The 22,354-nt window shown below is 69.3% G+C and carries 14 protein-coding genes; 10 read left to right on the forward strand and 4 right to left on the reverse strand.

What is annotated here, in order from left to right; genetic code table 11:
• The first annotated feature begins 184 nt into the window (after positions 1-184).
• Complete coding sequence (locus GA0115233_RS14900; protein WP_093720679.1) at positions 185-1,693, forward strand: GH39 family glycosyl hydrolase; 1,509 nt, start codon at positions 185-187, stop codon at positions 1,691-1,693.
• A gap of 201 nt (positions 1,694-1,894) precedes the next feature.
• Here the strand turns inward: GA0115233_RS14900 and GA0115233_RS14905 are convergent, their stop codons facing one another.
• The 4 genes from GA0115233_RS14905 to GA0115233_RS14920 form a co-directional block, all read right to left on the reverse strand.
• Complete coding sequence (locus tag GA0115233_RS14905; RefSeq protein ID WP_093720711.1) at positions 1,895-3,100, reverse strand: vWA domain-containing protein; 1,206 nt, start codon at positions 3,098-3,100, stop codon at positions 1,895-1,897.
• Positions 3,101-3,237: 137 nt separating this feature from the next.
• Complete coding sequence (locus tag GA0115233_RS14910) at positions 3,238-4,473, reverse strand: AAA family ATPase (RefSeq protein ID WP_093720680.1); 1,236 nt, start codon at positions 4,471-4,473, stop codon at positions 3,238-3,240.
• A gap of 53 nt (positions 4,474-4,526) precedes the next feature.
• Positions 4,527-5,894, reverse strand: coding sequence for a hypothetical protein (locus GA0115233_RS14915; RefSeq protein ID WP_093720712.1), 1,368 nt, complete (start codon positions 5,892-5,894; stop codon positions 4,527-4,529).
• A 137-nt stretch (positions 5,895-6,031) separates the two neighbouring features.
• Positions 6,032-9,820 (reverse strand): GH92 family glycosyl hydrolase, encoded by a 3,789-nt coding sequence (locus tag GA0115233_RS14920; protein WP_176711786.1) that lies wholly within the window; start codon positions 9,818-9,820, stop codon positions 6,032-6,034.
• Positions 9,821-10,164: 344 nt separating this feature from the next.
• On the opposite strand from GA0115233_RS14920, the gene ngcE reads away from it, so the two are divergent.
• The 9 genes from ngcE (at position 10,165) to GA0115233_RS14965 (ending at position 22,289) form a co-directional block, all read left to right on the forward strand.
• Positions 10,165-11,610, forward strand: a complete 1,446-nt coding sequence (ngcE, locus tag GA0115233_RS14925; protein ID WP_093720681.1) for an N-acetylglucosamine/diacetylchitobiose ABC transporter substrate-binding protein — start codon at positions 10,165-10,167, stop codon at positions 11,608-11,610.
• A gap of 78 nt (positions 11,611-11,688) precedes the next feature.
• Positions 11,689-12,618: a carbohydrate ABC transporter permease gene (locus GA0115233_RS14930; RefSeq protein WP_093720682.1), complete on the forward strand. Its 930-nt coding sequence runs from the start codon at positions 11,689-11,691 to the stop codon at positions 12,616-12,618.
• A gap of 19 nt (positions 12,619-12,637) precedes the next feature.
• On the forward strand, positions 12,638-13,558 hold the full coding sequence (locus tag GA0115233_RS14935) for a carbohydrate ABC transporter permease (protein WP_093720683.1): 921 nt from the start codon (positions 12,638-12,640) through the stop codon (positions 13,556-13,558).
• A 240-nt stretch (positions 13,559-13,798) separates the two neighbouring features.
• Positions 13,799-14,998 carry an ROK family transcriptional regulator gene (locus GA0115233_RS14940; RefSeq protein ID WP_093720714.1) on the forward strand — a complete coding sequence of 400 codons (1,200 nt, stop codon included), beginning with the start codon at positions 13,799-13,801 and terminating at the stop codon, positions 14,996-14,998.
• 133 nt (positions 14,999-15,131) lie between these two features.
• Positions 15,132-16,229, forward strand: coding sequence for a substrate-binding domain-containing protein (locus GA0115233_RS14945; RefSeq protein WP_176711789.1), 1,098 nt, complete (start codon positions 15,132-15,134; stop codon positions 16,227-16,229).
• Positions 16,230-16,412: 183 nt separating this feature from the next.
• A complete protein-coding gene (locus tag GA0115233_RS14950) occupies positions 16,413-17,204 on the forward strand; it encodes an ATP-binding cassette domain-containing protein (RefSeq protein WP_176711787.1) in 792 nt (263 codons plus the stop codon).
• Positions 17,201-18,502: a sugar ABC transporter permease gene (locus GA0115233_RS14955; RefSeq protein WP_093720686.1), complete on the forward strand. Its 1,302-nt coding sequence runs from the start codon at positions 17,201-17,203 to the stop codon at positions 18,500-18,502. Before GA0115233_RS14950 ends, GA0115233_RS14955 begins: the two co-directional genes overlap by 4 nt.
• 203 nt (positions 18,503-18,705) lie before the next feature.
• Positions 18,706-20,625, forward strand: coding sequence for a 1-deoxy-D-xylulose-5-phosphate synthase (gene dxs / locus GA0115233_RS14960; protein ID WP_093720687.1), 1,920 nt, complete (start codon positions 18,706-18,708; stop codon positions 20,623-20,625).
• 140 nt (positions 20,626-20,765) lie between these two features.
• On the forward strand, positions 20,766-22,289 hold the full coding sequence (locus GA0115233_RS14965) for an amino acid permease (protein WP_093720688.1): 1,524 nt from the start codon (positions 20,766-20,768) through the stop codon (positions 22,287-22,289).
• Positions 22,290-22,354 lie beyond the last annotated feature (65 nt).

The raw sequence follows: 22,354 nt of genomic DNA on the forward strand, positions 1-22,354 counted from the left end.
AGGCAGGGGTGGCTGATGAGCCACCCCTGCCTCGGCTTCAACGCCGCGACAGTCGCCTGCCGCACCCATTGACAGCGGTTTCTGACCGCATCTAAGTTGCGCGAAGTTACCGGTAGGGATTCGAAAGTTTCGGTTTCATCCCCGTACCAAACACATCCCACGAGCGCTTCCGGAAGGAGAACGGGTGATCCGCGTCCCCGCCGAGCCGTCCGGCCGGCTCCCCGAGGCATGGCGCCACTGCGTCGGCACCGGCCGCATCGACCTCGCCCTGCGCCGCGACTACCAGGACTCCCTCGCCCTGGTCCAGCGCGACATCGGCTTCCGGTACATCCGGGGGCACGGGCTGCTCAGCGACGGCATGGGCGTGTACCGGCCGTACGAGTGGGAGGGCACCCGGCGGGTGCGGCACTCCTTCACCTACGTCGACCAGGTCCTCGACGCCTACCAGGAGCTCGGCATCCGCCCCTTCCTCGAACTCGGTTTCATGCCCTCGGAGTTGGCCTCGGGCGAGCAGACGGTGTTCTGGTGGCGCGGCAACGTCACCCCGCCGCGCTCGCACCGGGAGTGGGCGGAACTGGTCAAGGCCACGCTGACCCATCTCGTCGACCGCCACGGCCTCGACGAGGTGCGCACCTGGCCGATCGAGGTGTGGAACGAGCCGAACCTGACCGACTTCTGGGCGGGCGCCGACCTCAAGGCGTACCTGAAGCTGTACGAGGTGACCGCGCACGCCGTGAAGGAGGTGGACGCCGCCCTCCAGGTCGGCGGGCCCGCGATCTCACCCGGGGCGGACGAATGGCTGGACCGGTTCGCCGAGTTCGCCGAGGAACGGGACGTCCCCGTCGACTTCGTCTCCAAGCACGCGTACACCTCCGGCCCCGCCCAGCCCGTGCCCTTCGGCGTCCACCAGACCCTCGCCCCCGCAGAAGACCTCCTCGACCAGTTCGCCACGCCCCGCGCCCGGCTCAAGGGCACCCGGCTGGCCGAAGTCCCGGTGCACATCACCGAGTTCAACTCCTCCTACTGCCCCGACAACCCGGTCCACGACACCGCCTTCCACGCCGCCTACCTGGCCCCCGTCCTCGCCCGCGGCGGCGACCTCGTCGACTCCTTCTCGTACTGGACGTTCAGCGACATGTTCGAGGAGGCGGGTGTGCCCACCTCCCTCTTCCACGGCGGCTTCGGGCTGCTCACCCACCGGCAGATCCGCAAACCGGCCTACCACCTCTACGCGTTCATGGCCCGGATGGGCCCCGACCTGCTCGCCCGGGGCGAGGACCACCTGGTCACCCGGCACCCCGACGGCCGGGTCACCGTCCTCGCCTGGGCGCCCGTCGACCCGAGCGGCGAGACACCCGGACCGTCCCGGCACCGGCTGCGCCTGAACCTGCCGATCAAGTCCCGGCAGGCGTTCGTACGCCGGTCCGGCGTGGACGAGGAGTACGGCAACGCCCGTACCGCCTGGCAGGCCATGGGAAGCCCCCGCTCGCCCGACGCGCATCAGCTCGCCGTACTGCACGAGGCGGCCGAGCCGGTACGGCGGCACCAGCGGCTGCCCGTCGAGGGCGGCGCAGTGGACCTGGACCTCACCCTCCAACGGCACGAGATCACGCTCGTCGAGGTCACGCCGGTCGAGGACGAGAGCCCGCCCTGGGCGGACGAACGACGGCTGCTCGGCGGGCAGCCCCGATGAGCGCGCCGTCGCTCCCCTTCGGCGCGGGCCCCCTCTCCCGCGCCACCGCCCTGATCCACACCCTCTCACCGACCTGCTCACCGCCCCGCTCACCGGCGAGCCCGCCGAGCGGGGCGACCCGCTGTCCCTGGCCCGCTGTCCCAGGCCCGCTGTTCTCGACCCGCCGTCCCTGGCCCCGCTCGGTGTGGCTGTGCTGCGTCTTCAGCCGATGGTGACAACACGCGCCCAGGACGGCGGGCCGTCCGGCTCGTAGTCCGGGTCGTTCTCGTTCACCCGGCGGGCCGGGCGCGGGAAGAGCCCGACGACCGTACGGCACGACGGCTGCTCGGACGGCCAGGGCGTCTGGCCGTCCGTCAGCGCGACGATCACGTCCGGGCGGGGCGTGGAGCGCAGCGCCCGGGCGAAGCCGGAGCGCAGATCCGTGCCCCCGCCGCCGATCAGCTCGATGTCCTCGGCCCGGCAGATCGGCACGGCGACCCCGGCCGCCGCGTCGCAGGAGATCACCGAGACCAGATCGCGCCGTCCGCCCACGGCCCGCGCGATCGCCGCCACCTCCAGCAGCGCGCTGCCCAGCTCGGCGTCGCTCACCGAACCCGAGGTGTCGATCACCACGCACACCCGCGGCGGATTGCGCCGCAGACTCGGCAGCACCACCCCGGGCACGGCGGACGAACGCCGGGACGGCCGCCGGTAACTGTGGTTCTCACCCGCGCCCGGCGCCCCGGCGGCCGACCGCACGGCCGCGCCCAGCAACTGCCGCCACGGCTGCGGCGGATGGAACGCCTCCTCCGCCCAGCGCTTCCACCCCTCCGGAGCGTCGCCAGGCCGGCCCTTGATGCCCTCCGCGACCCGGAAGCGCACCGCGTCCCGCTGCTGCCGGGACAGCCCGTTGGCCCCTTCGGGCCCCAGCTCCCACGGCCTGCCCTCCCCGTCGGCGCCGCCGCCGCAGTCCAGCCAGGCCAGATCGGAGGTGAGCCCGCTCATGGAGGAGGTGCGCAGGTACTCCTCCATCAGCAGCCCGTCCGGCAGCCTCAGCAGTGACGGCAGCACCGCGCCCTTGGGCATGGGCAGGCCCTCGCCGTAGATGTCGTCGTTGATCTCGAAGTCGGCGGCGATGTTGCGGCGCAGCCGCTCGCCCGGCCCGTACTCCTCGTTCTCGCGCGCGTAGCGCAGACCGCGCTCGTGGTGGTCCCGGAGCAGGTGGGAGACCTCGTGCACCCAGACGCCGGCCAGTTCCTCGACCGGCGTGCGGGCCACGAACCCGGGGGAGACGTAGCAGCGCCAGTACGCGTCGACCGCCATCGTCGGCACCGAGCGGTCCTCCACGATGTGCAGCGCGAAGAGCGCGGCGGCCAGGTAGGGGCGGACCTGTACGGCGTGCAGGCGGGCGGACAGGAGCTTGTCCACGTCCAGCGGGAGTCCGGGCGGGTTGTCCGGGGCGCGGCGCCGGACCGGCGCGGCGGGGACGGAGACCTGGAGCGGGCGGGGCGGGGGAGGCGGCGGCATGGGGCGCGGGAGCGGGCGCGCGGCGCCCGTGCGCCCGGTCATCGGCGTACCTTCGGGGCTCGCGCCACCGCCACCGACCGCTCGGCCCGCTCCGACAGGCCCACGATCGCGGCCAGCCGCTCCACCGCCGCCGGAATCTCCCAGTCGTCGCGCCGCACCGCCGCCAGCGCCTTCGCCGGGGCGACGAGCAGGTCCGGCGCCCCGGTCTCCAGGGCGTGGACCAGCACCGCCCAGCCGGCCTCCCAGCGCCGCCGTTCCGGGCGGGCCCCGACGGCGGCCACCACCGCCTCCAGCGCGGCCTGCCTGAGGTCGCCGCGCTCGGGCAGCCCGGCGTTGTCCGGGTCGGCGAGCAGCAGTTCCGGGTCCGGCAGATCCATCCGGTCGAGGTGGGCGAGGAGTTCGAGTCCCGGCCCGTCCCCGACCGCGCCGCGCACCAGCAGCGCCAGCACCTCCCGGGACACCCCTGCCGCCGTACCGAAGGCCAGCAGGGTCAGCGCGGCCTCCCAGCTGCGGGGCGAGGGCCAGGCACCGCCGCGCCGGGTCTCGCTGCTCGGCAGCCGGTGGATCAGCGTCGGCCGGGCCTCCAGGAAGCCGCACACCGCACGCCGGGCCAGCGCCACGGCCTCCGCCAGCCGCTCCGGCTCCAGCCGGGGCAGCTCGGCCCGGGGCCACACCCCGCCCAGGCCGCGTACCACCACATCCTTGTCGTGCACCCAGTACAGATGTACGAACCGGTTGGCCAGCGGCGGGCTCAGCTCCCACCCGTCCGCCGCCGACGCGCGCGGGTTGGCGGCGGCCACGATCCGTACGCCGGGCGGCAGTTGCAGGGCGCCGACCTTGCGCTCCAGGACGACCCTGAGCAGCGCGGCCTGGACGGCGGGGGTGGCGGTGGACAGCTCGTCCAGGAAGAGCAGGCCCCGCCCGGCGCGTACGAGGTCCACGGCCCACTGCGGCGGGGCCATCGGCACACCGCGCACCGCGGGATCGTCGCCCACGATGGGCAGGCCGGAGAAGTCGGTGGGTTCGTGGACGCTGGCGATCACCGTCGTCAGCGGCAGGCCGAGGGAGTCGGCGAGCTGGGTCAGGGCCGCGGTCTTGCCGATACCGGGTTCGCCCCAGAGCAGGACCGGCAGGTCGGCGGCGACGGCGAGGGTGAGCGCTTCGAGCTGCTCGTCGGGTCGGGGTTCGGTGGTGGTTGTCCGAAGGAGCGTCAGGAGGTCTTCGGCGAGGGCGAGTTGGGGGTCGACGGCGGGCATGAGGGCAGCGGAAGACATGGGCATCACCAGGTGTGTTGGGAGAACGGGACAGCCGCGTGGGCTGACGTGGGTCAGGAGAACAGGCCGGTGCGGGGACGGGACCGGTTGCCGCGCTTGCGGCGCCAGTGCGGAGGTGTGTGCCGGTCGAAGCGGCGCGCGGCCGCGTCGGCCCCGCCACCGGCGGCGGGGTGCACAGGCAGGAGTCCGGAGCGGAACAGTCCGTGCTCGACACGGCGGGCGGCGGCCGACTCCAACTCCTCCCGGAGCGGCCCGTCCCGCAGCACGGCACCGGGACCGAGCAGCCCTTCGACCACGGCCAGCGCCCCGGCGACATCACCGTGGCGCAGCCGTTCCCGGACCGCCGGCAACTGATCGGGGCTGCGGTGCACGGTGTCGATCACCCGCAGGCACGCCAGCGGCGGTCCGCCGAGCGCCACCAGCAGCTCCTCCCGGCGCACTTCGGCCGGGTCGTGGTCGACGGCGGTGAGCACCCCGTCCCGCAGCTCGATCCGGTGCACCTCGCCCCGGCACTCCACGCGGAAGGGGTCGTCGGGTTCGGGAACCGGGGAAGAAGCGACCCGGGCCGGGCCGGAGACCGGCAACGCGGCGGCGACCAGCGGATGCAGCCGCCCGGCCGGGACCAGCCCCGCCCGCACCAGCTCCACGTCCGGCAGCACCCGCGCCGCCGCCTCCGGCAGCACCGGAAGCGCGGCGGCCTCCTGCGCGGGCAGCTCCACCGCCCGGACCGCCGGCGCATGACTGTCGTCGGGAGCGACGAGTTCGAGCACCGCGCGACTGCGGGCCCCCAGCCGCACGGCGAATGCCCCGCGAGGACCGAACCCGTCGGCCCGCAGCAGCAGTTCACCCTCGGCGGGCCAACTCTCCGTGGCCCACGGGGAGTCCTCGCCCACCGCGCAGCGGCGCGCCAGTTCCCCACTGCGCCCGGCGTCCCACAGGTGCCGGTGCAGATCGAGCCGGAACCGCCGGTCGGGATGCGGGTGCGGATGGTGCCCGCAGGAGTGCCCGGTGCCGGACTCCTCCCACAGCGACAGCGACATCCGCTGCCCGGCGTCCGCCCGGGCCGGTGGCGTACGGACCACCAGGTGCAGTGCGCCCGGGTAGCGGACCAGAGTGAGGGTGAGACCGGGGCGGAGCCGTCCGTCGGGGGCGATGCGGGGCATGTGCCAGCGCAACAGGTCCGGCGCGAGGCGACGCAGGTCCGCACGGAGACGGGAGGCGACAGCGGTGCCGTGGCGCTTGCGCACGGCGCGCAGATCGAGATCGACGTCGACCCGGGCGGCGGCACAGGCACCGGCCCAGTCACCGACGAGACGCCGCGCGGTCGCGGTCTCGATCATGGACGGTGGCACGGCGTACTCGCGTACGCGCTGCCACATCGACAGGCGGGAGGGAATCGCGGGCGCGAAGTGAAGTGCCATCAGCACTCACCTTGCGCGGACGATTCCTCCAATCCACAAGAGGAGAAGGTCTTCATCGCCCGCATCATAGGCACGGCGATCACGATCTGTCAGCAGAGGGACCCGCCGGCCGTCACCGGCAGGTCCCTCGACTCACCTCATCCCGCGAGGAGTTCGACCTCCGAAAGTGTCCCCTCGCCGTCCAGCACCAGGCGGTACTTCTGGTAGCTACCCGGTGCCTTCACCGAGAACGCCCGGGTCTGCCGGTCCCAGGCGAAGGACTCGCCCGTGCGCCGGTCGAGCGTCTTCCACTCGGCGCCGTCCTGGGAACCCTGGAGGGTCCAGCCGGTCGGCGCCTTGGCGCGGTCCGCCGAGGTCAGCGTGTACTGAACGGCCTCGGCGCCCTCGGGCGTCGGCAGGTCCACCGACGTCACCGTCGCGTTGGTCCCGGAGGTGTTGTCGAACAGCGCGCCCTCGCCCTTGATCACGTCCGCGCGAGGTGCGGGCACCTTGTCGTCCTGGGTGATCGACACCGGCGCCGCGTTCCTGCCGGTGCCCCAGGCGGACGGCTTGGACCCCATCTCGAACTCCAGCACCGCGCCCTTGGCGAGCACCGAGTGCGGCAGCGAAGTGGAGTTCCAGGAGCGGCCGTTGACCTTCAGGCCCTGGACGTAGACATTGCGGGCACTGTTCCTCGGCGCCTTGACCACCAGCTTCCGGCCGTTCTCCAGGTGGACGGTCGCCTTGGTGAACAGCGGGGAGCCGACCGCGTACTCGCCGCTGCCCATGACCAGCGGGTAGAAGCCGAGCGCGGAGAAGAGGTACCAGGCCGACTGCTCGCCGTTGTCCTCGTCGCCGTGGTAGCCCTGGCCGATCTCACTGCCGGTGTACAGGCGGGAGAGCACCTCGCGGACGTTCTTCTGCGCCTTCCACGGCTGCCCGGCCGCGTCGTACATGTAGATGGCGTGGTGGGCGACCTGGTTGGAGTGCCCGTACATGCCCATCCGCACGTCCCGCGCCTCGGTCATCTCGTGGATGACCCCGCCGTAGGAGCCGACGAAGTCGGGGGAGGCGGTCTCCGGGGTGGAGAAGTACTCGTCGAGCTTGTCGGCGAGCTTGGTGCGGCCGCCGTAGAGGTTGGCGAGACCGCGGGAGTCCTGCGGGGCGGTGAAGGCGTAGCCCCAGCCGTTGGTCTCGGTGTAGTCGTAGCCCCACACGCGCGGGTCGTACTTCTTCGACTCCACCCGCCAGTCGCCCTTGGCGTTGCGGCCCTGGAAGAACCCGGCCTCGGAGTCGAAGAGGTTGACGTAGTCCTGCGCCCGGTCGAGGAAGTACGCGGACTCCTCCTGGTAGCGCTTCTTGCCGGTCTTCTTGTAGAGCTCCTGGCCCATGCGGGCGATGCCGTAGTCGTTGAGGTAGCCCTCCAGCGCCCAGGACAGGCCCTCGTGGGTGTCGGTGCTGGTGTAGCCGAGGAACGGCGAGGTCGCCATGCCCTTGCGGCCCACCCCGGAGGAGGGCGGCACCACGGTGGCGTTCTTCACGGCCGCGTCGTACGCCGCCTCAGCGTCGAAGTCGACGCCCTTGACGTACGCGTCCGCGAACGCCACGTCGGAGGAGGTGCCGGTCATCAGGTCCGCGTAGCCGGGGGAGGACCAGCGGGAGGTCCAGCCGCCGTCCTTGTACTGCTGCACGAACCCGTCGACCATCTCGCCCGCCTGAGAGGGCGTCAGCAGCGAGTACGCGGGCCAGGTGGTCCGGTAGGTGTCCCAGAAGCCGTTGTTGACGTACACCTTGCCGTCGACGATCTTCGCGCCGGTGTGCGTCGGCGTGTCCGGGTTCGGCATCGGCGAGAAGGGCGAGGCGTACTGGTACTTCGAACCGACCTTCTCGAAGCCGGAGTTGGGGTACAGGTAGAGCCGGTACAGGCTGGAGTAGAGCGTGGTCAGCTGGTCCGGCGTGGCGCCCTCGACCTCGACCTTGCCGAGGATGCGGTCCCACTGGCGCTGGGCGCGCTTCTTGACGGCCTCGAAGGAGGTGCCGTCCGGGATCTCCTGGCGCAGATTGGCCTTGGCCTGGTCCACGCTGATCAGCGAGGTCGCCAGGCGCAGGGTGACCTTGCGGTCCTTCCCGGCGTCGAAGCGCAGATAGCCCTTCACGCCGCTGGAGTCGCCCTCGCTGACCGGCTTGTCGAACTCGCCGTACACGAACAGCCGGGTGGCGCCCGTGGACAGCCCGGACTTCACGTCGGAGTAGCCGGTGAAGGTCCCGCTGTCCTTGTCGAGGGTGAGGCCCGCCTGGTCGGTGACGTTGTCGAACAGCACGCTCGCGTCGCTGCCGGGGTAGGTGAAGCGCATGACCGCCGCGTGGTCGGTCGGCGCCATCTCCGCCCGCAGGCCGTTCTCGAACCGCACCCCGTAGTAGTACGGGCGCGCCGTCTCGTTCTCGTGCCGGAAGGCCAACTCCCGTGCCTCGCGGCCGGTCTGCGGGGTGCCGGAGGCGGCCGACGGCATCACCTGGAAGGTCTGCCGGTCGCCCATCCAGGGGCTCGGCTCGTGGCTTGCGCTGAAGGCCTGGACGGTCGGCAGGTTGTCGTCGTTGTTCGCACGTGCGTAGTCGTACAGCCAGCTCAGCGAACCCGCGTTGGTGACCGGGGTCCAGAAGTTGAAGCCGTGCGGCACGGCCGTCGCCGGGAAGTTGTTGCCGCGCGAGAAACCGCCGCTGGAGTTGGTGCCGCGGGTGGTGACCGCGTAGTCCGACAGATGCGCCTTCGGCTTCTCCCGGGGCGCCCGCTCCAGGGTCACGTCGTCCAGCCAGCCGCGGAACTTCGCCGGGCCCTTGGGGGAGTCGTAGGCGACCAGGATCCGGTCCACGGTCTTGCCGGCCGCGACCGAACCGATCCGCGAGACCACGTTGTTCCACTGGTTGACGTAGAGGATCTTGGAGTCGCCCTGGCCGCGCGGGGTCAGCGGGAAGCCGTGCTGGTCGGTGGCCCGCAGATCGCTCAGGTAGGTGCCGTCGGTGAAGGCGAGGTCCACCGAGACGTTGGTGGCGTCGTAGTCGAGATCGCGGTCCGCCATCGACGGGAAGATCCGGTAGGAGAGCCGGGTGTCCCGGCCGACCGCCACGTTCACATCGAAGATCTTGTTGTACGAGTAGGCCCGGCCGTCCGCCGTGTGCCGTCCCGCGTAGCGCAGTGCCCGCTTGCCGGTGAAGCCCGCGCCCGCCTTCGCCGTCGGCGAGCCGCTCGGGCCCCGGTCGACCAGCGAGAGCATGTCCTGCGGCACCGGGGTCTCACCGCCGCCGGTGGAGAACTGCACATCGGCGAGCTGGAGTATGCCCGAGGCGCCGTTGTTGCGGGTGACCTCCAGCCGGAAGTGCCGGTACTCGCCGGGCTCGGCGATGTCGTAGATCTTGGTCTGGAAGCGCTCGGCGAAGGTCTCGCCGGAGCGGGTGTCCAGGGTCTTCCAGTCGGTGCCGTCGGTGGAGCCCTTCAGGGTCCAGTCCTTCGGATCACGGCCGGAGAAGTCATTGGCCGAAGTGAGCGCGTACTTGGTGATCCGGGTGGTTTTGTCCAGGTCGAACTCGACCCAGCCGGTGGACTCGAAGACCAGCCACTTGGTGCTCGGCTCCCCGTCGACGAGGTTCTCCTTCACCTCGCCGCCGCCGGTGTTCTCCCCGTTCGCCCGCACGTCCGTGACATGGTCGGTCACATTGCCCGGAATGCCCGAGCTGTATCCGCCGTCCACGCCCTCGGCCCGCTTGCTGCCGTCCGGCGCCGTGTCGACCGTGCTGAGCCAGTCCGGGGCAGGGTCGCCGCTCTCGAAGGAGGAGCTGAACTCCCGGTCGACGGAGGGGGCCTCCGGAAGGGCGACCGCGACGCCCTGCGACCCCACGGCCAAAGCGAAGGCGGTCGTCCATACGACCGCCGTGCCGCGTCTGTGCCTCATCAACAAGCACTCTCCCTGCGCTGTGGACAACGTTGTCAGCTTGATGCGCAAGGATTAGTTGTGTCTCAAGTCGACAGTTGTGTCAAGGGTGTTGAGCGGGGTGTCCGGAAGGGATGGCAGGGATATTTCCCCCGACCGGTGCACACCCCGCTCATATTTCCGCGAGGTCTCAACTCGGAAAAGACAGTCGGTGAACCTTGCATTCGATCTTGCTCAGCCGCCGGGAAGTGGACTATACCTGTCGGCGATTCACGGTGTTTCTGCACGACCCTGCTTGACCTGACCGCGGTGCCGGCGAGGATCCGGTTCACCGCCTGAGTCCTGGAGAAGGCGAGGACTTGAGCATGGGATCCAGCTCCGAACCGACCACCACCGAGGGCGGCACCAGCCGCCGCGATCTGATCAAGCGGTCCGCCGCACTTGGTCTGATCACGGTGCCGACGATGAGCTTCCTGTCCGCCTGCGCGAGCGGCGGCGGGGACGACGACTCGGGCGGCGAGACCAAGGGCGAGACGTCCGAGAAGAACCCCTTCGGCGTGAAGAAGGGCACCAAGCTGGACGTGGTCGTCTTCAAGGGCGGCTACGGCGACGACTACGCCAAGGCGTGGGAGGCGTCCTTCCAGAAGAAGTGGGGGGTCACCTCCACGCACACCGGCACCCAGGAGATCACCGGCAAGCTCCAGCCGCGCTTCAACGCGGGCAACCCGCCGGACATCGTGGACGACTCGGGCGCCCAGCAGATCCCGATCGACGTGCTCCACAAGAACGGCCAGCTCCTCGACCTCGCCGAGGTCCTGGACGCCCCGTCCGTCGACGACCCGAGCAAGAAGGTCCGCGACACCCTGATCCCCGGCACCCTGGACGCCGGTATGCAGGGCGGCAAGGTCGTCGCCCTCAACTACATCTACACGGTGTGGGGTCTGTGGTACTCCGGCAAGCTCTTCGAGGAGAAGGGCTGGGAGGCGCCCAAGACCTGGGAGGACTTCCTCGCCATCTGCAAGGACGCCAAGTCCCAGGGCATCGGCGGTCTCGCGCACCAGGGCAAGTACCCGTACTACATCAACGTCGCCATCATGGACCTGATCGCCAAGACCGGCGGTCTGGACGCGATGAAGGCGATCGACAACCTCGAACCCAACGCGTTCGTCGGCTCCGAGGCGGCCACGGCCGCCGTGGAGGCGATCTACGAGGTCGTGGAGAAGGGCTACTTGATGCCCGGCACCAACGGCCTGACCCACACCGAGTCGCAGACCCGCTGGAACCAGTACAAGGCCGCCTTCATCACCAGCGGTTCCTGGCTGGAGAACGAGCAGCTGAAGACGACGCCGGAGGACTTCGACATGAAGTTCCTGCCGATGCCGCTGCTGCCCGACAGCAAGCTGCCCTTCGAGGCGATCCGGGCCGGCTCCGGCGAGCCCTTCATCATCCCGGCCAAGGCGAAGAACCTGCCCGCGGCCAAGGAGTTCATGCGGATGATGCTGTCCAAGGAGTGGTCGACGCTGTTCGCCAAGGAGGCCAACTCGCTGACCATCCTCGCGGACGGCGTGGACGACAGCGTCCAGCTGCGCCCCGGTACGCAGTCGACGGTCGAGGCGTCGAAGGCGGCCGGTGACAACACCTTCCGCTACCTGTACACCGAGTGGTACAGCGAGATGGGCACGGCCATCGAGAACGCCTCCAACGAGCTGATGGCCAAGCGCATCCAGCCCAAGGAGTGGCTGAAGCGCGCCCAGGCGGCCGTGGACAAGCAGGCCAAGGACCCCGAGTCCAAGAAGAACCGTCGGGACTGATCCCGCTCGCGACCGACCGCGTTCCGGGCCGGGAATCACCCGGCCCGGAACGGCACCTCAGGGGCAGGAAAAACGCCTATGCGTAAAGGGCAGTACCGGTTCGTCGCGGGGTTTCTCGTCGTTCCCGTGGCGCTGTACATGGTTTTTGTCATCTGGCCTTACATTCAGACCTTCGGCTATTCGCTGACCGACTGGAAGGGGCAGTCGCAGGAGTTCAGCTTCGTCGGCCTGGACAACTACACGACGTTGTTCAAGGACGACGTCTTCATGGGGGCGATCTGGCACAACATCCTGTTCCTGATCTTCATCCCGGCGATCACGATTCTGCTCGCGCTGTTCTTCGCGTTCATGCTGAACGCGGGCGGGCGCGGCCGGGCCGGCGGAGTGGCCGGTGTGGCCGGCTCCGGGTTCTACAAGATCGTCTACTTCTTCCCGCAGGTCCTGTCGCTGGCGATCCTCGCCGTGCTGTTCGGCGCGGTGTACCGCAGTGACAGCGGAGGCATGCTCAACGGCGTCCTGATCAAGCTCGGCCTGGTCGACGAGGGCACTCCGGTGGAGTGGCTCAACGAGCCGAACATGGTGCTGTGGGCGCTGATGGCGGTCGTCGTCTGGCACGGCGTCGGCTTCTACCTGGTGCTGTTCTCCGCCGCCATGCAGTCCATCCCCCGGGACATCTACGAGGCCGCGCTGATCGACGGCGCGAGCCGGGCCCACACCTTCTTCCGCATCACCCTGCCCCTGCTGTGGGACTCCGTGCAGACCGCCTGGGTCTACCTCGGTATCGCCGCGATGGACATGTTCATCCTGGTCACCACCATGACCTCGGGCGACTACGGCGGCGGCCCCGATCACCACAGCGAGGTCATGGCGACGGTGATGATGCGCAACTTCCTGCTGTACGGAAAGAGCGGCTACGCCTGTGCCATGGGCGTGATCATGCTGCTGCTCACCCTGATCGTGTCCGTGGTCACGCTGCGCGCCACCCGCCGCGAGCGCATCGAGTTCTGAGCGGGAGGGACGACGACACATGAGCGCACCCATCAAGGAATCGGCACCCCCGGCCCCGCCCGCGGTCCGCAAGGCCCCCGCCCGGCCGGGCGACGAACGCAGCGAAGGCGTCGTACTGAACGTCTTCTCGCACGGCTTCCTCGCCCTGTGGGCGCTGCTGATCGTGCTGCCGCTGCTGTGGCTGGTGCTCAGCTCCTTCAAGACCGACGCCCAGATCGGCGGCTCGGCCTTCGGCTGGCCGGAGAACTGGGACCTGGGCGTCTTCTCCCGGGCCTGGGACAAGGGCATCGGGGACTACTTCGTCAACACCGTCATCGTGCTGATCTTCTCGGTGCCGCTGACGATGCTGTTCGGCTCCATGGCGGCCTATGTGCTGGCCCGCTACCGGTTCTGGGGCAACCGGTTCCTGTACTACTTCTTCGTCGCCGGCGCGATGTTCCCGGTGTTCCTGGCCCTGGTCCCGCTGTTCTTCATGGTCAAACGGCTGGACATGCTGAACACCTACCAGGGTCTGATCCTGGTGTACGTCGCCTACTCGATGCCGTTCACGGTCTTCTTCATGCACGCCTTCTTCCGGACCCTGCCCACGGCGGTGTTCGAAGCGGCGATCCTGGACGGGGCCTCGCACAGCCGGGCCTTCTTCCAGGTCATGCTGCCGATGGCGAAGCCGGGACTGCTGAGCGTAGGCATCTTCAACACGCTCGGCCAGTGGAACCAGTTCATCCTGCCGACGGTGCTGATGCAGCCGCAGAGCGGCGACGACCCCGAGCGCTATGTGCTCACCCAGGGGCTCATCCAGCTCCAGCAGCAACAGGGGTACGCCTCCGACCTTCCGGTGCTCTTCGCGGGCGTCACCATCGCGATGATCCCCATGCTGGTCGTGTACCTGTCCTTCCAGCGGCAGGTGCAGGCGGGCCTCACCTCCGCCACCCTGAAGTGACCCTCACCTCCGCCGCCTGGAAGTGAGCTTCGAAGCTTGAGGTAAGCCTCGAAGTAACCCTCGGCACACAACCGGACGCACGCCGTTCCCACCCCTGGGAGCGGCGTGCGTCCGTGTGTGGTGCGCCCTGGATAGTGTTCAACCTCTTGACGGGAGGCAACCCGAACGGCTCAGCTTAGAGTTCACTAGTTGGACATAGACGGGGCCTCGCTGAAGCGGTCCCGCGCGCAGGAGGTCGTCGTGGAGACTCCGGGGTCGCAGTCGTCGCTGCACCGAGCCAACCTGGAACGGGTCGTTCGTGCCGTACGTCTGGCGGGCTCGCTCACCCAGGCGGAGATCGCCAGGACCACAGGGCTCTCGGCTGCGACGGTCTCCAATATCGTCCGGGAGCTGAAGGACGGCGGAACCGTCGAGGTCACGCCCACTTCGGCGGGCGGACGCCGGGCTCGCAGTGTGAGTCTGAGCGGGGACGCCGGGATCGTCATCGGGGTGGACTTCGGCCATACCCACCTGCGGGTCGCGGTGGGCAATCTCGCCCATCAGGTACTCGCGGAGGAGTCCGAGCCGCTGGACGTGGACGCATCTTCCACGCAGGGCTTCGACCGGGCGGAAGAGCTGGTCAACCGGCTGATCGCGGCCACCGGGGTGGACCGCTCGAAGATCGCCGGGGTGGGCCTCGGCGTGCCCGGTCCGATCGACGTGGAGTCCGGCACCCTGGGCTCGACCGCGATCCTGCCCGGCTGGGGCGGCACCAAGCCCGCCGAGGAGCTGCGGGGGCGGCTCGGCGTGCCCGTGCACGTGGACAACGACGCCAACCTGGGCGCTCTCGGGGAACTCGTCTGGGGGAGCGGCCGTGGGGTGCGCGATCTGGCGTACATCAAGGTCGCGAGCGGTGTCGGATCCGGGCTGGTCATCAACGGGAAGATCTACCGGGGTCCCGGCGGCACAGCGGGCGAAATCGGACATATTACACTTGATGAATCCGGCCCGGTCTGCCGCTGCGGAAACCGTGGCTGCCTGGAGACCTTCACCGCCGCGCGCTATGTGCTGCCGCTGCTCCAGTCCAGTCACGGCACCGATCTGACCATGGAAGGCGTTGTGCGGCTGGCCAGGGACGGGGATCCGGGCTGCCGTCGGGTGATCGCCGACGTCGGCCGCCACATCGGCAGTGGAGTGGCCAATCTGTGCAATCTCCTGAACCCGAGCCGGGTGGTCCTCGGCGGCGATCTCGCCGAGGCCGGCGAGCTGGTTCTCGGGCCCATCAGGGAGTCCGTGGGCCGGTACGCGATCCCCAGCGCGGCACGTCAACTCTCCGTTCTCCCAGGGGCCCTTGGCGGCCGTGCGGAGGTGCTCGGGGCGCTCGCCCTCGCGCTCAGCGAGATGGGTGATTCGACCCTTTTGGACGGCACCCTGCACGCTGCCGCACCCGCCTTCACTTAGAGAACGATTGGCACCGTTGCCAACCCGTTAAGGATTTACTTCTTGACGTCGCACGCGTGGCCGAGTTGACTTCCAGCCACCTCGGCCGCAAGGACGCGGCCTCGTCAGGGAGGTTTCTGAAGTGAACACGCGTATGCGTCGTGCTGCCTTTGCCGTTGCCGCCGGTGCGATGGCCATCTCGCTCGCCGCTTGTGGCAGCGCCGATGAGGCAGGCGACAACGACTCCTCGTCTTCCGCCCCGAAGAAGGGCGACGACATCAAGGTCGGTCTGCTGCTCCCGGAGAACCAGACCGCGCGGTACGAGAAGTTCGACCGCCCGCTCATCGAGAAGAAGATCGGCGAGCTGACGAACGGCAAGGGCGAGGTCGTCTACGCCAACGCCAAGCAGGACGCCAGCCAGCAGGCCCAGCAGGTCGAGTCGATGATCACCAACAAGGTGGACGTGATCATCCTGGACGCGGTGGACTCCGCGGCCATCAAGTCCTCCGTGCAGAAGGCCAAGGACGCGGGCATCCCGGTCGTCGCCTACGACCGTCTGGCCCAGGGCCCGATCGACGGCTACACGTCCTTCGACAACGTGACGGTCGGCAAGACGCAGGGTGAGGCCCTGCTGAAGGCGCTCGGCGACAAGGCCAAGGACGGCCAGATCGTCATGATGAACGGTTCCTCCACCGACCCGAACGCCGCCCAGTTCAAGGAGGGCGCGCACTCCGTCCTCGACGGCAAGGTGAACGTCGGCAAGGAGTACGACACCAAGGAGTGGAAGCCGGAGAACGCCAACGCCAACATGGAGGGCGCGATCTCGGCGATCGGCAAGGACAAGATCATTGGCGTCTACTCCGCCAATGACGGCATGGCCGGCGGTATCATCACCGCCCTCAAGGCCGCCGGTATCAAGGTCCCGGTGACCGGCCAGGACGCCGAGCTCGCGGGTGTGCAGCGCATCGTCTCCGGTGAGCAGTACATGAGCGTCTACAAGCCGTACGCGCCGGAGGCCGACGCCGCCGCCGAGATGGCCGTCGCGCTCGCCCAGGGCAAGTCGCTCGACTCCGTCGCCAAGGACAAGGTCGACAGCCCGACCAACAAGGGCATCCCGGCCGTCCTGGTCGGCGTCACCTCGCTGACCCAGGACAACATCAAGGACACCGTCGTCAAGGACGGCGTCTACACGGTCGCGGAGATCTGCACCGCCAAGTACAAGGCGGCCTGCGAGAAGATCGGCCTCGAGTAAAGACAGCTGAAGTCCCCAGAGCGAGTACCGGAACCCTGGACGTGGGTTCCGGTACGGGACTGAAAGCCCCAGACTCCTCCGGCGCCCCGCGCATCAGACAGCCCCGCAAGCTCGCCGCGGGGCGCCGGACGGATCCCCCCAAATCTTCTGCACAACCTCCCGCCGGGTCAGGCGGCGAAGGAGATGGTTCACGTGTCCGCTACGCCCGTGCTGGCGTTGCGCGGGGTCTCCAAGCGATTCGGTGCCGTTCAGGCGCTCACCGATGTCGAGCTTGAGGTCCACGCCGGTGAGGTGGTCGCCCTGGTCGGCGACAACGGCGCCGGAAAGTCCACGCTGGTCAAGACGATCGCCGGCGTGCACCCCATCGATGACGGTGTCATCGAGTGGGACGGCAAGGCCGTAACGATCAACCGGCCGCACGACGCCCAGAACCTGGGTATCGCGACGGTCTACCAGGACCTCGCGCTGTGCGACAACATCGATGTCGTCGGCAACCTCTACCTGGGCCGGGAGCTGCGCAAGCGCGGCGTCCTGGACGAGGTGGAGATGGAGCGCCGCTCCCGCGAGCTGCTGGACACGCTGTCGATCCGCATCCCCAGCGTGCGTATTCCGATCGCCTCCCTCTCCGGCGGTCAGCGCCAGACGGTGGCGATCGCCCGTTCCATGCTGGGCGAGCCCAAGCTGGTCATCCTCGACGAGCCGACCGCCGCGCTCGGTGTCGAGCAGACCGCCCAGGTCCTGGACCTGGTCGAGCGACTGCGCGAGCGCGGTCACGCGGTCATCCTCATCAGCCACAACATGGCCGATGTGAAGGCGGTGGCCGACAAGGTCGCCGTGCTGCGCCTCGGGCGCAACAACGGCGTGTTCGAGGTCAAGTCGACCTCGCAGGAAGAGATCATCTCCGCCATCACCGGCGCCACGGACAACGCCGTGACCCGCCGTGCGGCGCGCACCAATGGGGAGGTCAAGAAGTGAGTATCGACAAGACCTCCGCGACCAAGGACACCGCTGAGGACCACGTCGTGGAGAACCCCGAGGCGGCGCGCGGCTCCGATGTGGCGGTCGACCCCCGCCTGCTCGTCCGCGAGCAGGGTCTCGCCGGCTACGTCTCCGAGTTCAAGCGCAAGGTGAAGGCCGGTGACCTGGGCTCCATCCCGGTCGTCATCGGTCTGGCGGTCATCTGGATCATCTTCCAGAGCCTGAACTCCAACTTCCTCACCGCCGGCAACCTCTCCGACATCTCCGTGGCCATGGTCGGCACGGGCATGATCGCCGTCGGTATCGTCTTCGTCCTGCTGCTGGGCGAGATCGACCTGTCGGTCGGCTCGGTCTCCGGTGTCGCCGGCGCCTCCTTCGCGGTGCTGAACGTCACCCACGGCATGAGCGAGTGGCTCGCCTTCGTGCTGGCCATCCTCACCGGTACGGCCGCCGGCGCCATCCACGGCTTCTTCTTCGCGAAGATCGGCGTCCCCGCCTTCGCCGTGACCCTGGCCGGTCTGCTGTTCTGGAACGGCTTCATGCTCAAGATCCTGGGCGACAACGGCACCATCAACCTGGACAGCGAGGGCCTCGTCGCCAAGCTGACCAGCTACTACTTCTCCGATGTGGCCGCCGCCTACGGTCTCGCCATCGCCGCGACCGCGCTGTTCTTCCTCAGCTCCTTCTACGGCAACCGCCGCCGCGAGGCCGCGGGCGTGCCCTCCCGGCCGCTGAGCGACACGATCCTGCGCACCGTGCTGCTGGCCATCCTGTCCTTCGCGGTGGCCGCGGTCTACAACTCCTACAAGGGCCTGCCGCTGGCGGTCGTGCTCTTCATCGGCATCCTGCTGCTCACGGACTTCGTCCTGCGCCGCACCGCCTACGGCCGCAAGGTGTTCGCGCTCGGCGGCAGCGTCGAGGCGTCCCGCCGTGCCGGTATCAACGTGGAGATGGTCCGGATCTCGGTCTTCGCGATCTCCGGCACCTTCGCCGCCATCGGCGGTCTGTTCATCGCCTCGAAGATCGCCTCCGCCAACCAGGGCGCCGGCGGTGGTGACCTGCTGATGAACGCCATCGCGGCGGCCGTCATCGGCGGTACCTCGCTCTTCGGTGGCCGGGGCCGCACCTGGAACGCCCTCCTGGGTGTTCTGGTGATCGTCTCCATCCAGTACGGCCTGGCCCTGGAGGGCATCGCCTCCCCGGTCCAGTACATGATCACCGGTGGCGTGCTGCTGGCGACCGTCGTCATCGACGCGGTCACCCGCAAGACGCAGAAGACCGCCGGTCGCGCATAGCGCCCAGCGGGAGCCCCATACAGGCGTGACCGTGCCCGGCACCACCAGGTGCCGGGCACAGTCATGTCGTAGGTACGTCGCAATGTGGGTACAGCCGATCGCGTGACGTACGACGCACCGCCCGTGCGCAGGCCGCAACGGCGGAACATTAGACTCGACAAGCCCGGCAACAGCTCGATCAGCTCTACTGCAAGGAGGCACGGGTGCCGCTGCTGACCCGCATCAGGGGACCGCGCGATCTGGACCGGCTCAGCCTGGAGCAGCTGGACCAGCTGGCCGGCGAGATCAGGACCTTCCTCGTCGACGCGGTCTCCAAGACCGGCGGCCACCTCGGCCCCAACCTCGGTGTGGTGGAGCTGACCATCGCCCTGCACCGGGTCTTCGAGTCCCCCAGGGACAAGGTGCTGTGGGACACCGGCCACCAGTCCTACGTGCACAAGCTGCTCACCGGCCGCCAGGACTTCTCGAAGCTGAAGATGAAGGGCGGCCTGTCCGGCTACCCCTCGCAGGCCGAGTCCGAGCACGACGTCATCGAGAACAGCCACGCCTCCACCGTGCTCGGCTGGGCCGACGGCCTGGCCAAGGCCAACCAGCTGCAGAAACGCGACGACCACGTCGTCGCCGTGATCGGTGACGGCGCCCTGACCGGCGGTATGGCCTGGGAGGCGCTGAACAACATCGCCGAGGCCAAGGACCGCCCCCTGGTCATCGTCGTCAACGACAACGAGCGCTCCTATGCGCCCACCATCGGCGGCCTCGCCAACCACCTGGCGACCCTGCGCACCACGGACGGCTACGAGCGCTTCCTCAGCCGCACCAAGGAGATCCTCGACCGCACCCCGGTCGTCGGCAGGCCGCTCTACGAGACCCTGCACGGCGCCAAGAAGGGCCTGAAGGACTTCATCGCCCCGCAGGGCATGTTCGAGGACCTGGGCCTGAAGTACGTCGGCCCGATCGACGGCCACGACATCGAGGCCCTGGAGTCGGCCCTGGCCCGCGCCAAGCGCTTCGGCGGCCCGGTGATCGTGCACTGCCTCACCGAGAAGGGCCGCGGCTACCAGCCCGCCCTCCAGGACGAGGCCGACCGCTTCCACGCCGTCGGCAAGATCCACCCCGACACCGGCCTGCCGATCGCCACCTCCGGCGCCGACTGGACCTCCGTCTTCGGCGAGGAGATGGTCAGGCTCGGCGAGGAGCGCGAGGACATCGTCGCGATCACCGCCGCCATGCTCCAGCCGGTCGGCCTGGACAAGTTCGCCAAGCGCTTCCCCGACCGGGTCTACGACGTCGGCATCGCCGAGCAGCACGGCGCCGTCTCCGCGGCCGGCCTGGCCACCGGCGGACTGCACCCGGTCTTCGCCGTCTACGCCACCTTCCTCAACCGCGCCTTCGACCAGGTCCTGATGGACGTGGCCCTGCACAAGTGCGGGGTGACCTTCGTCCTGGACCGCGCCGGGATCACCGGCACCGACGGCGCCTCCCACAACGGCATGTGGGACATGTCGATCCTCCAGGTCGTCCCCGGACTGCGCCTCGCCGCCCCGCGCGACGCCGACCAGGTCCGCGCCCAGCTCCGCGAGGCCGTCCAGGTCGAGGACGCGCCGACCGTGGTCCGCTTCTCCAAGGGCGCCGTCGGCCCCGCCGTCCCCGCCGTGGGCCGCGTCGGCGGCATGGACGTGCTGCGCGAGCCGGGCACCGACCGGCCCGACGTACTGCTGGTCTCGGTGGGCGCCCTCGCGCCGATGTGCCTGGAGATCGCCGACCTGCTCGACAAGCAGGGCATCTCCACCACCGTCGTCGACCCGCGCTGGGTCAAGCCCGTCGACGAGGCCATGGCCCCGCTCGCCGAGCGGCACCGCGTGGTCGTCACCGTCGAGGACAACTCCCGCGTCGGCGGCGTCGGCTCGGCGATCGCCCAGGCCCTGCGCGACGCCGGGGTCGACGTACCGCTGCGCGACTTCGGCATCCCGCCGCGCTTCCTCGACCACGCCTCGCGCGCCGAGGTGATGGCCGAGATCGGCCTGACCGCCCCGGACATCGCGCGCCAGGTCACCGGCCTGGTATCCAAGCTCGACGGGCGCTACGACCGCACTCCCGCGGAAGTCGAGCCCGCGCGGGACTGACGTACCCCCGAACGGACCGGTGCCACCCCCCTTTCCGGTGGTGGAACCGGTCCGTCCGTGTGACTTCGCTTGTGTCGGGGAACGCGCACCTCACCCCCTCTCGATCATCGTCGAGGACGACAAGCGTGGGAGGTACGCCCGTGACCAACACCATCTTCCGGACGAAGAGGGTCGAGCAGTCCATCCTCGATACCGAGGAGCCCGAGCACGCGCTCAAGAAATCCTTGTCCGCGCTCGACCTGACGGTCTTCGGCGTCGGCGTCATCATCGGTACCGGCATCTTCGTGCTGACCGGCACCGTCGCCAAGAACAACGCCGGTCCCGCCGTGGCCCTGGCCTTCGTGGCGGCCGGTGTCGCCTGCGCGCTCGCCGCGCTGTGCTACGCCGAGTTCGCCTCCACGGTCCCGGTCGCCGGGTCCGCCTACACCTTCTCCTACGCCTCCCTGGGCGAACTGCCCGCCTGGATCATCGGCTGGGACCTGGTCCTCGAATTCGCGCTCGGCACGGCGGTGGTGGCCGTCGGCTGGTCCGGCTACGTCCAGTCGCTCATGGACAACGCGGGCTGGGAGATGCCCGCCGCCCTCGGCAGCAGGGAGGGCGCGGACGGGTTCGGCTTCGACATCCTCGCCGCCGCGCTCGTCCTCGTCCTGACCGTCATCCTCGTGCTCGGCATGAAGCTTTCGGCACGGATCACCTCGGTCGTCGTCGCCATCAAGGTGGCGGTCGTGCTGACCGTGATCGTCGCGGGCGCCTTCCTGATCGAGGCCGACAACTACGACCCGTTCATCCCCAAGCAGCAGGCCGTGGACGCGGGGGAGAGTCTCCAGGCGCCACTGATCCAGCTGATGTTCGGCTGGGCGCCCTCCAACTTCGGCGTGATGGGCATCTTCACCGCCGCCTCGGTGGTGTTCTTCGCGTTCATCGGCTTCGACGTGGTGGCCACCGCCGCCGAGGAGACCAAGAACCCGCAGCGCGACATGCCCCGCGGCATCATCGGCTCGCTGCTGATCTGCACCACGCTGTACGTCCTGGTGTCGATCGTGGTCACCGGCATGCAGCACTACAGCGAACTGTCCGTGGACGCCCCCCTCGCCGACGCCTTCAAGGCCACCGGGCATCCCTGGTACGCGGGCTTCATCAGCTTCGGCGCCGCGGTCGGCCTGACCACGGTCTGCATGATCCTGCTGCTCGGCCAGACCCGGGTGTTCTTCGCGATGAGCCGCGACGGACTGCTGCCGCGCTTCTTCTCGCGCGTGCACCCGCGGTTCAAGACCCCGCACCGCCCGACCATCCTGCTCGGCGTCATCATCGCGATCCTGGCCGGCTTCACTCCGTTGACCGAACTGGCCGCCCTGGTGAACATCGGCACCCTGTTCGCCTTCGTGGTCGTCGCCATCGGCGTCCTGGTCCTGCGCCGGACCCGCCCCGACCTGCACCGATCCTTCCGCACCCCGTGGGTGCCGGTGATCCCGATCCTGTCGGTGTGCGCCTCGCTGTGGCTGATGATCAACCTGCCCGCCGAGACCTGGATCCGGTTCGCCGTCTGGATGCTCGCCGGCTTCGTCGTCTACTTCCTCTACGGCCGCTCCCACAGCCGACTCGCCAGAGGGGAGGAGCTGTCGGTCGGGGACGCCATGAAGCCGCCGAGGGGCGACACGGAGTAGTCGAACCCGCCCGACACTCCGGCCCCGTATGTCCCGCCCAGGCAGGGACTGCGGGGCCGGATAGC

It is taken from the genome of Streptomyces sp. DI166 (assembly GCF_900091315.1).
Lineage (GTDB): Bacteria > Actinomycetota > Actinomycetes > Streptomycetales > Streptomycetaceae > Streptomyces > Streptomyces fuscus.

What these genes read in the sequence shown, in the direction of transcription:
- GA0115233_RS14910 (WP_093720680.1), bottom strand. Translation starts at nt 4,473, where the DNA reads ATGTCTTCCGCTGCCCTCATGCCCGCCGTCGACCCCCAACTCGCCCTC.
- GA0115233_RS14915 (WP_093720712.1), bottom strand. Translation starts at nt 5,894, where the DNA reads ATGGCACTTCACTTCGCGCCCGCGATTCCCTCCCGCCTGTCGATGTGG.
- GA0115233_RS14920 (WP_176711786.1), bottom strand. Translation starts at nt 9,820, where the DNA reads ATGAGGCACAGACGCGGCACGGCGGTCGTATGGACGACCGCCTTCGCT.
- ngcE (WP_093720681.1), top strand. Translation starts at nt 10,165, where the DNA reads ATGGGATCCAGCTCCGAACCGACCACCACCGAGGGCGGCACCAGCCGC.
- GA0115233_RS14930 (WP_093720682.1), top strand. Translation starts at nt 11,689, where the DNA reads ATGCGTAAAGGGCAGTACCGGTTCGTCGCGGGGTTTCTCGTCGTTCCC.
- GA0115233_RS14935 (WP_093720683.1), top strand. Translation starts at nt 12,638, where the DNA reads ATGAGCGCACCCATCAAGGAATCGGCACCCCCGGCCCCGCCCGCGGTC.
- GA0115233_RS14945 (WP_176711789.1), top strand. Translation starts at nt 15,132, where the DNA reads ATGCGTCGTGCTGCCTTTGCCGTTGCCGCCGGTGCGATGGCCATCTCG.
- GA0115233_RS14950 (WP_176711787.1), top strand. Translation starts at nt 16,413, where the DNA reads ATGGTTCACGTGTCCGCTACGCCCGTGCTGGCGTTGCGCGGGGTCTCC.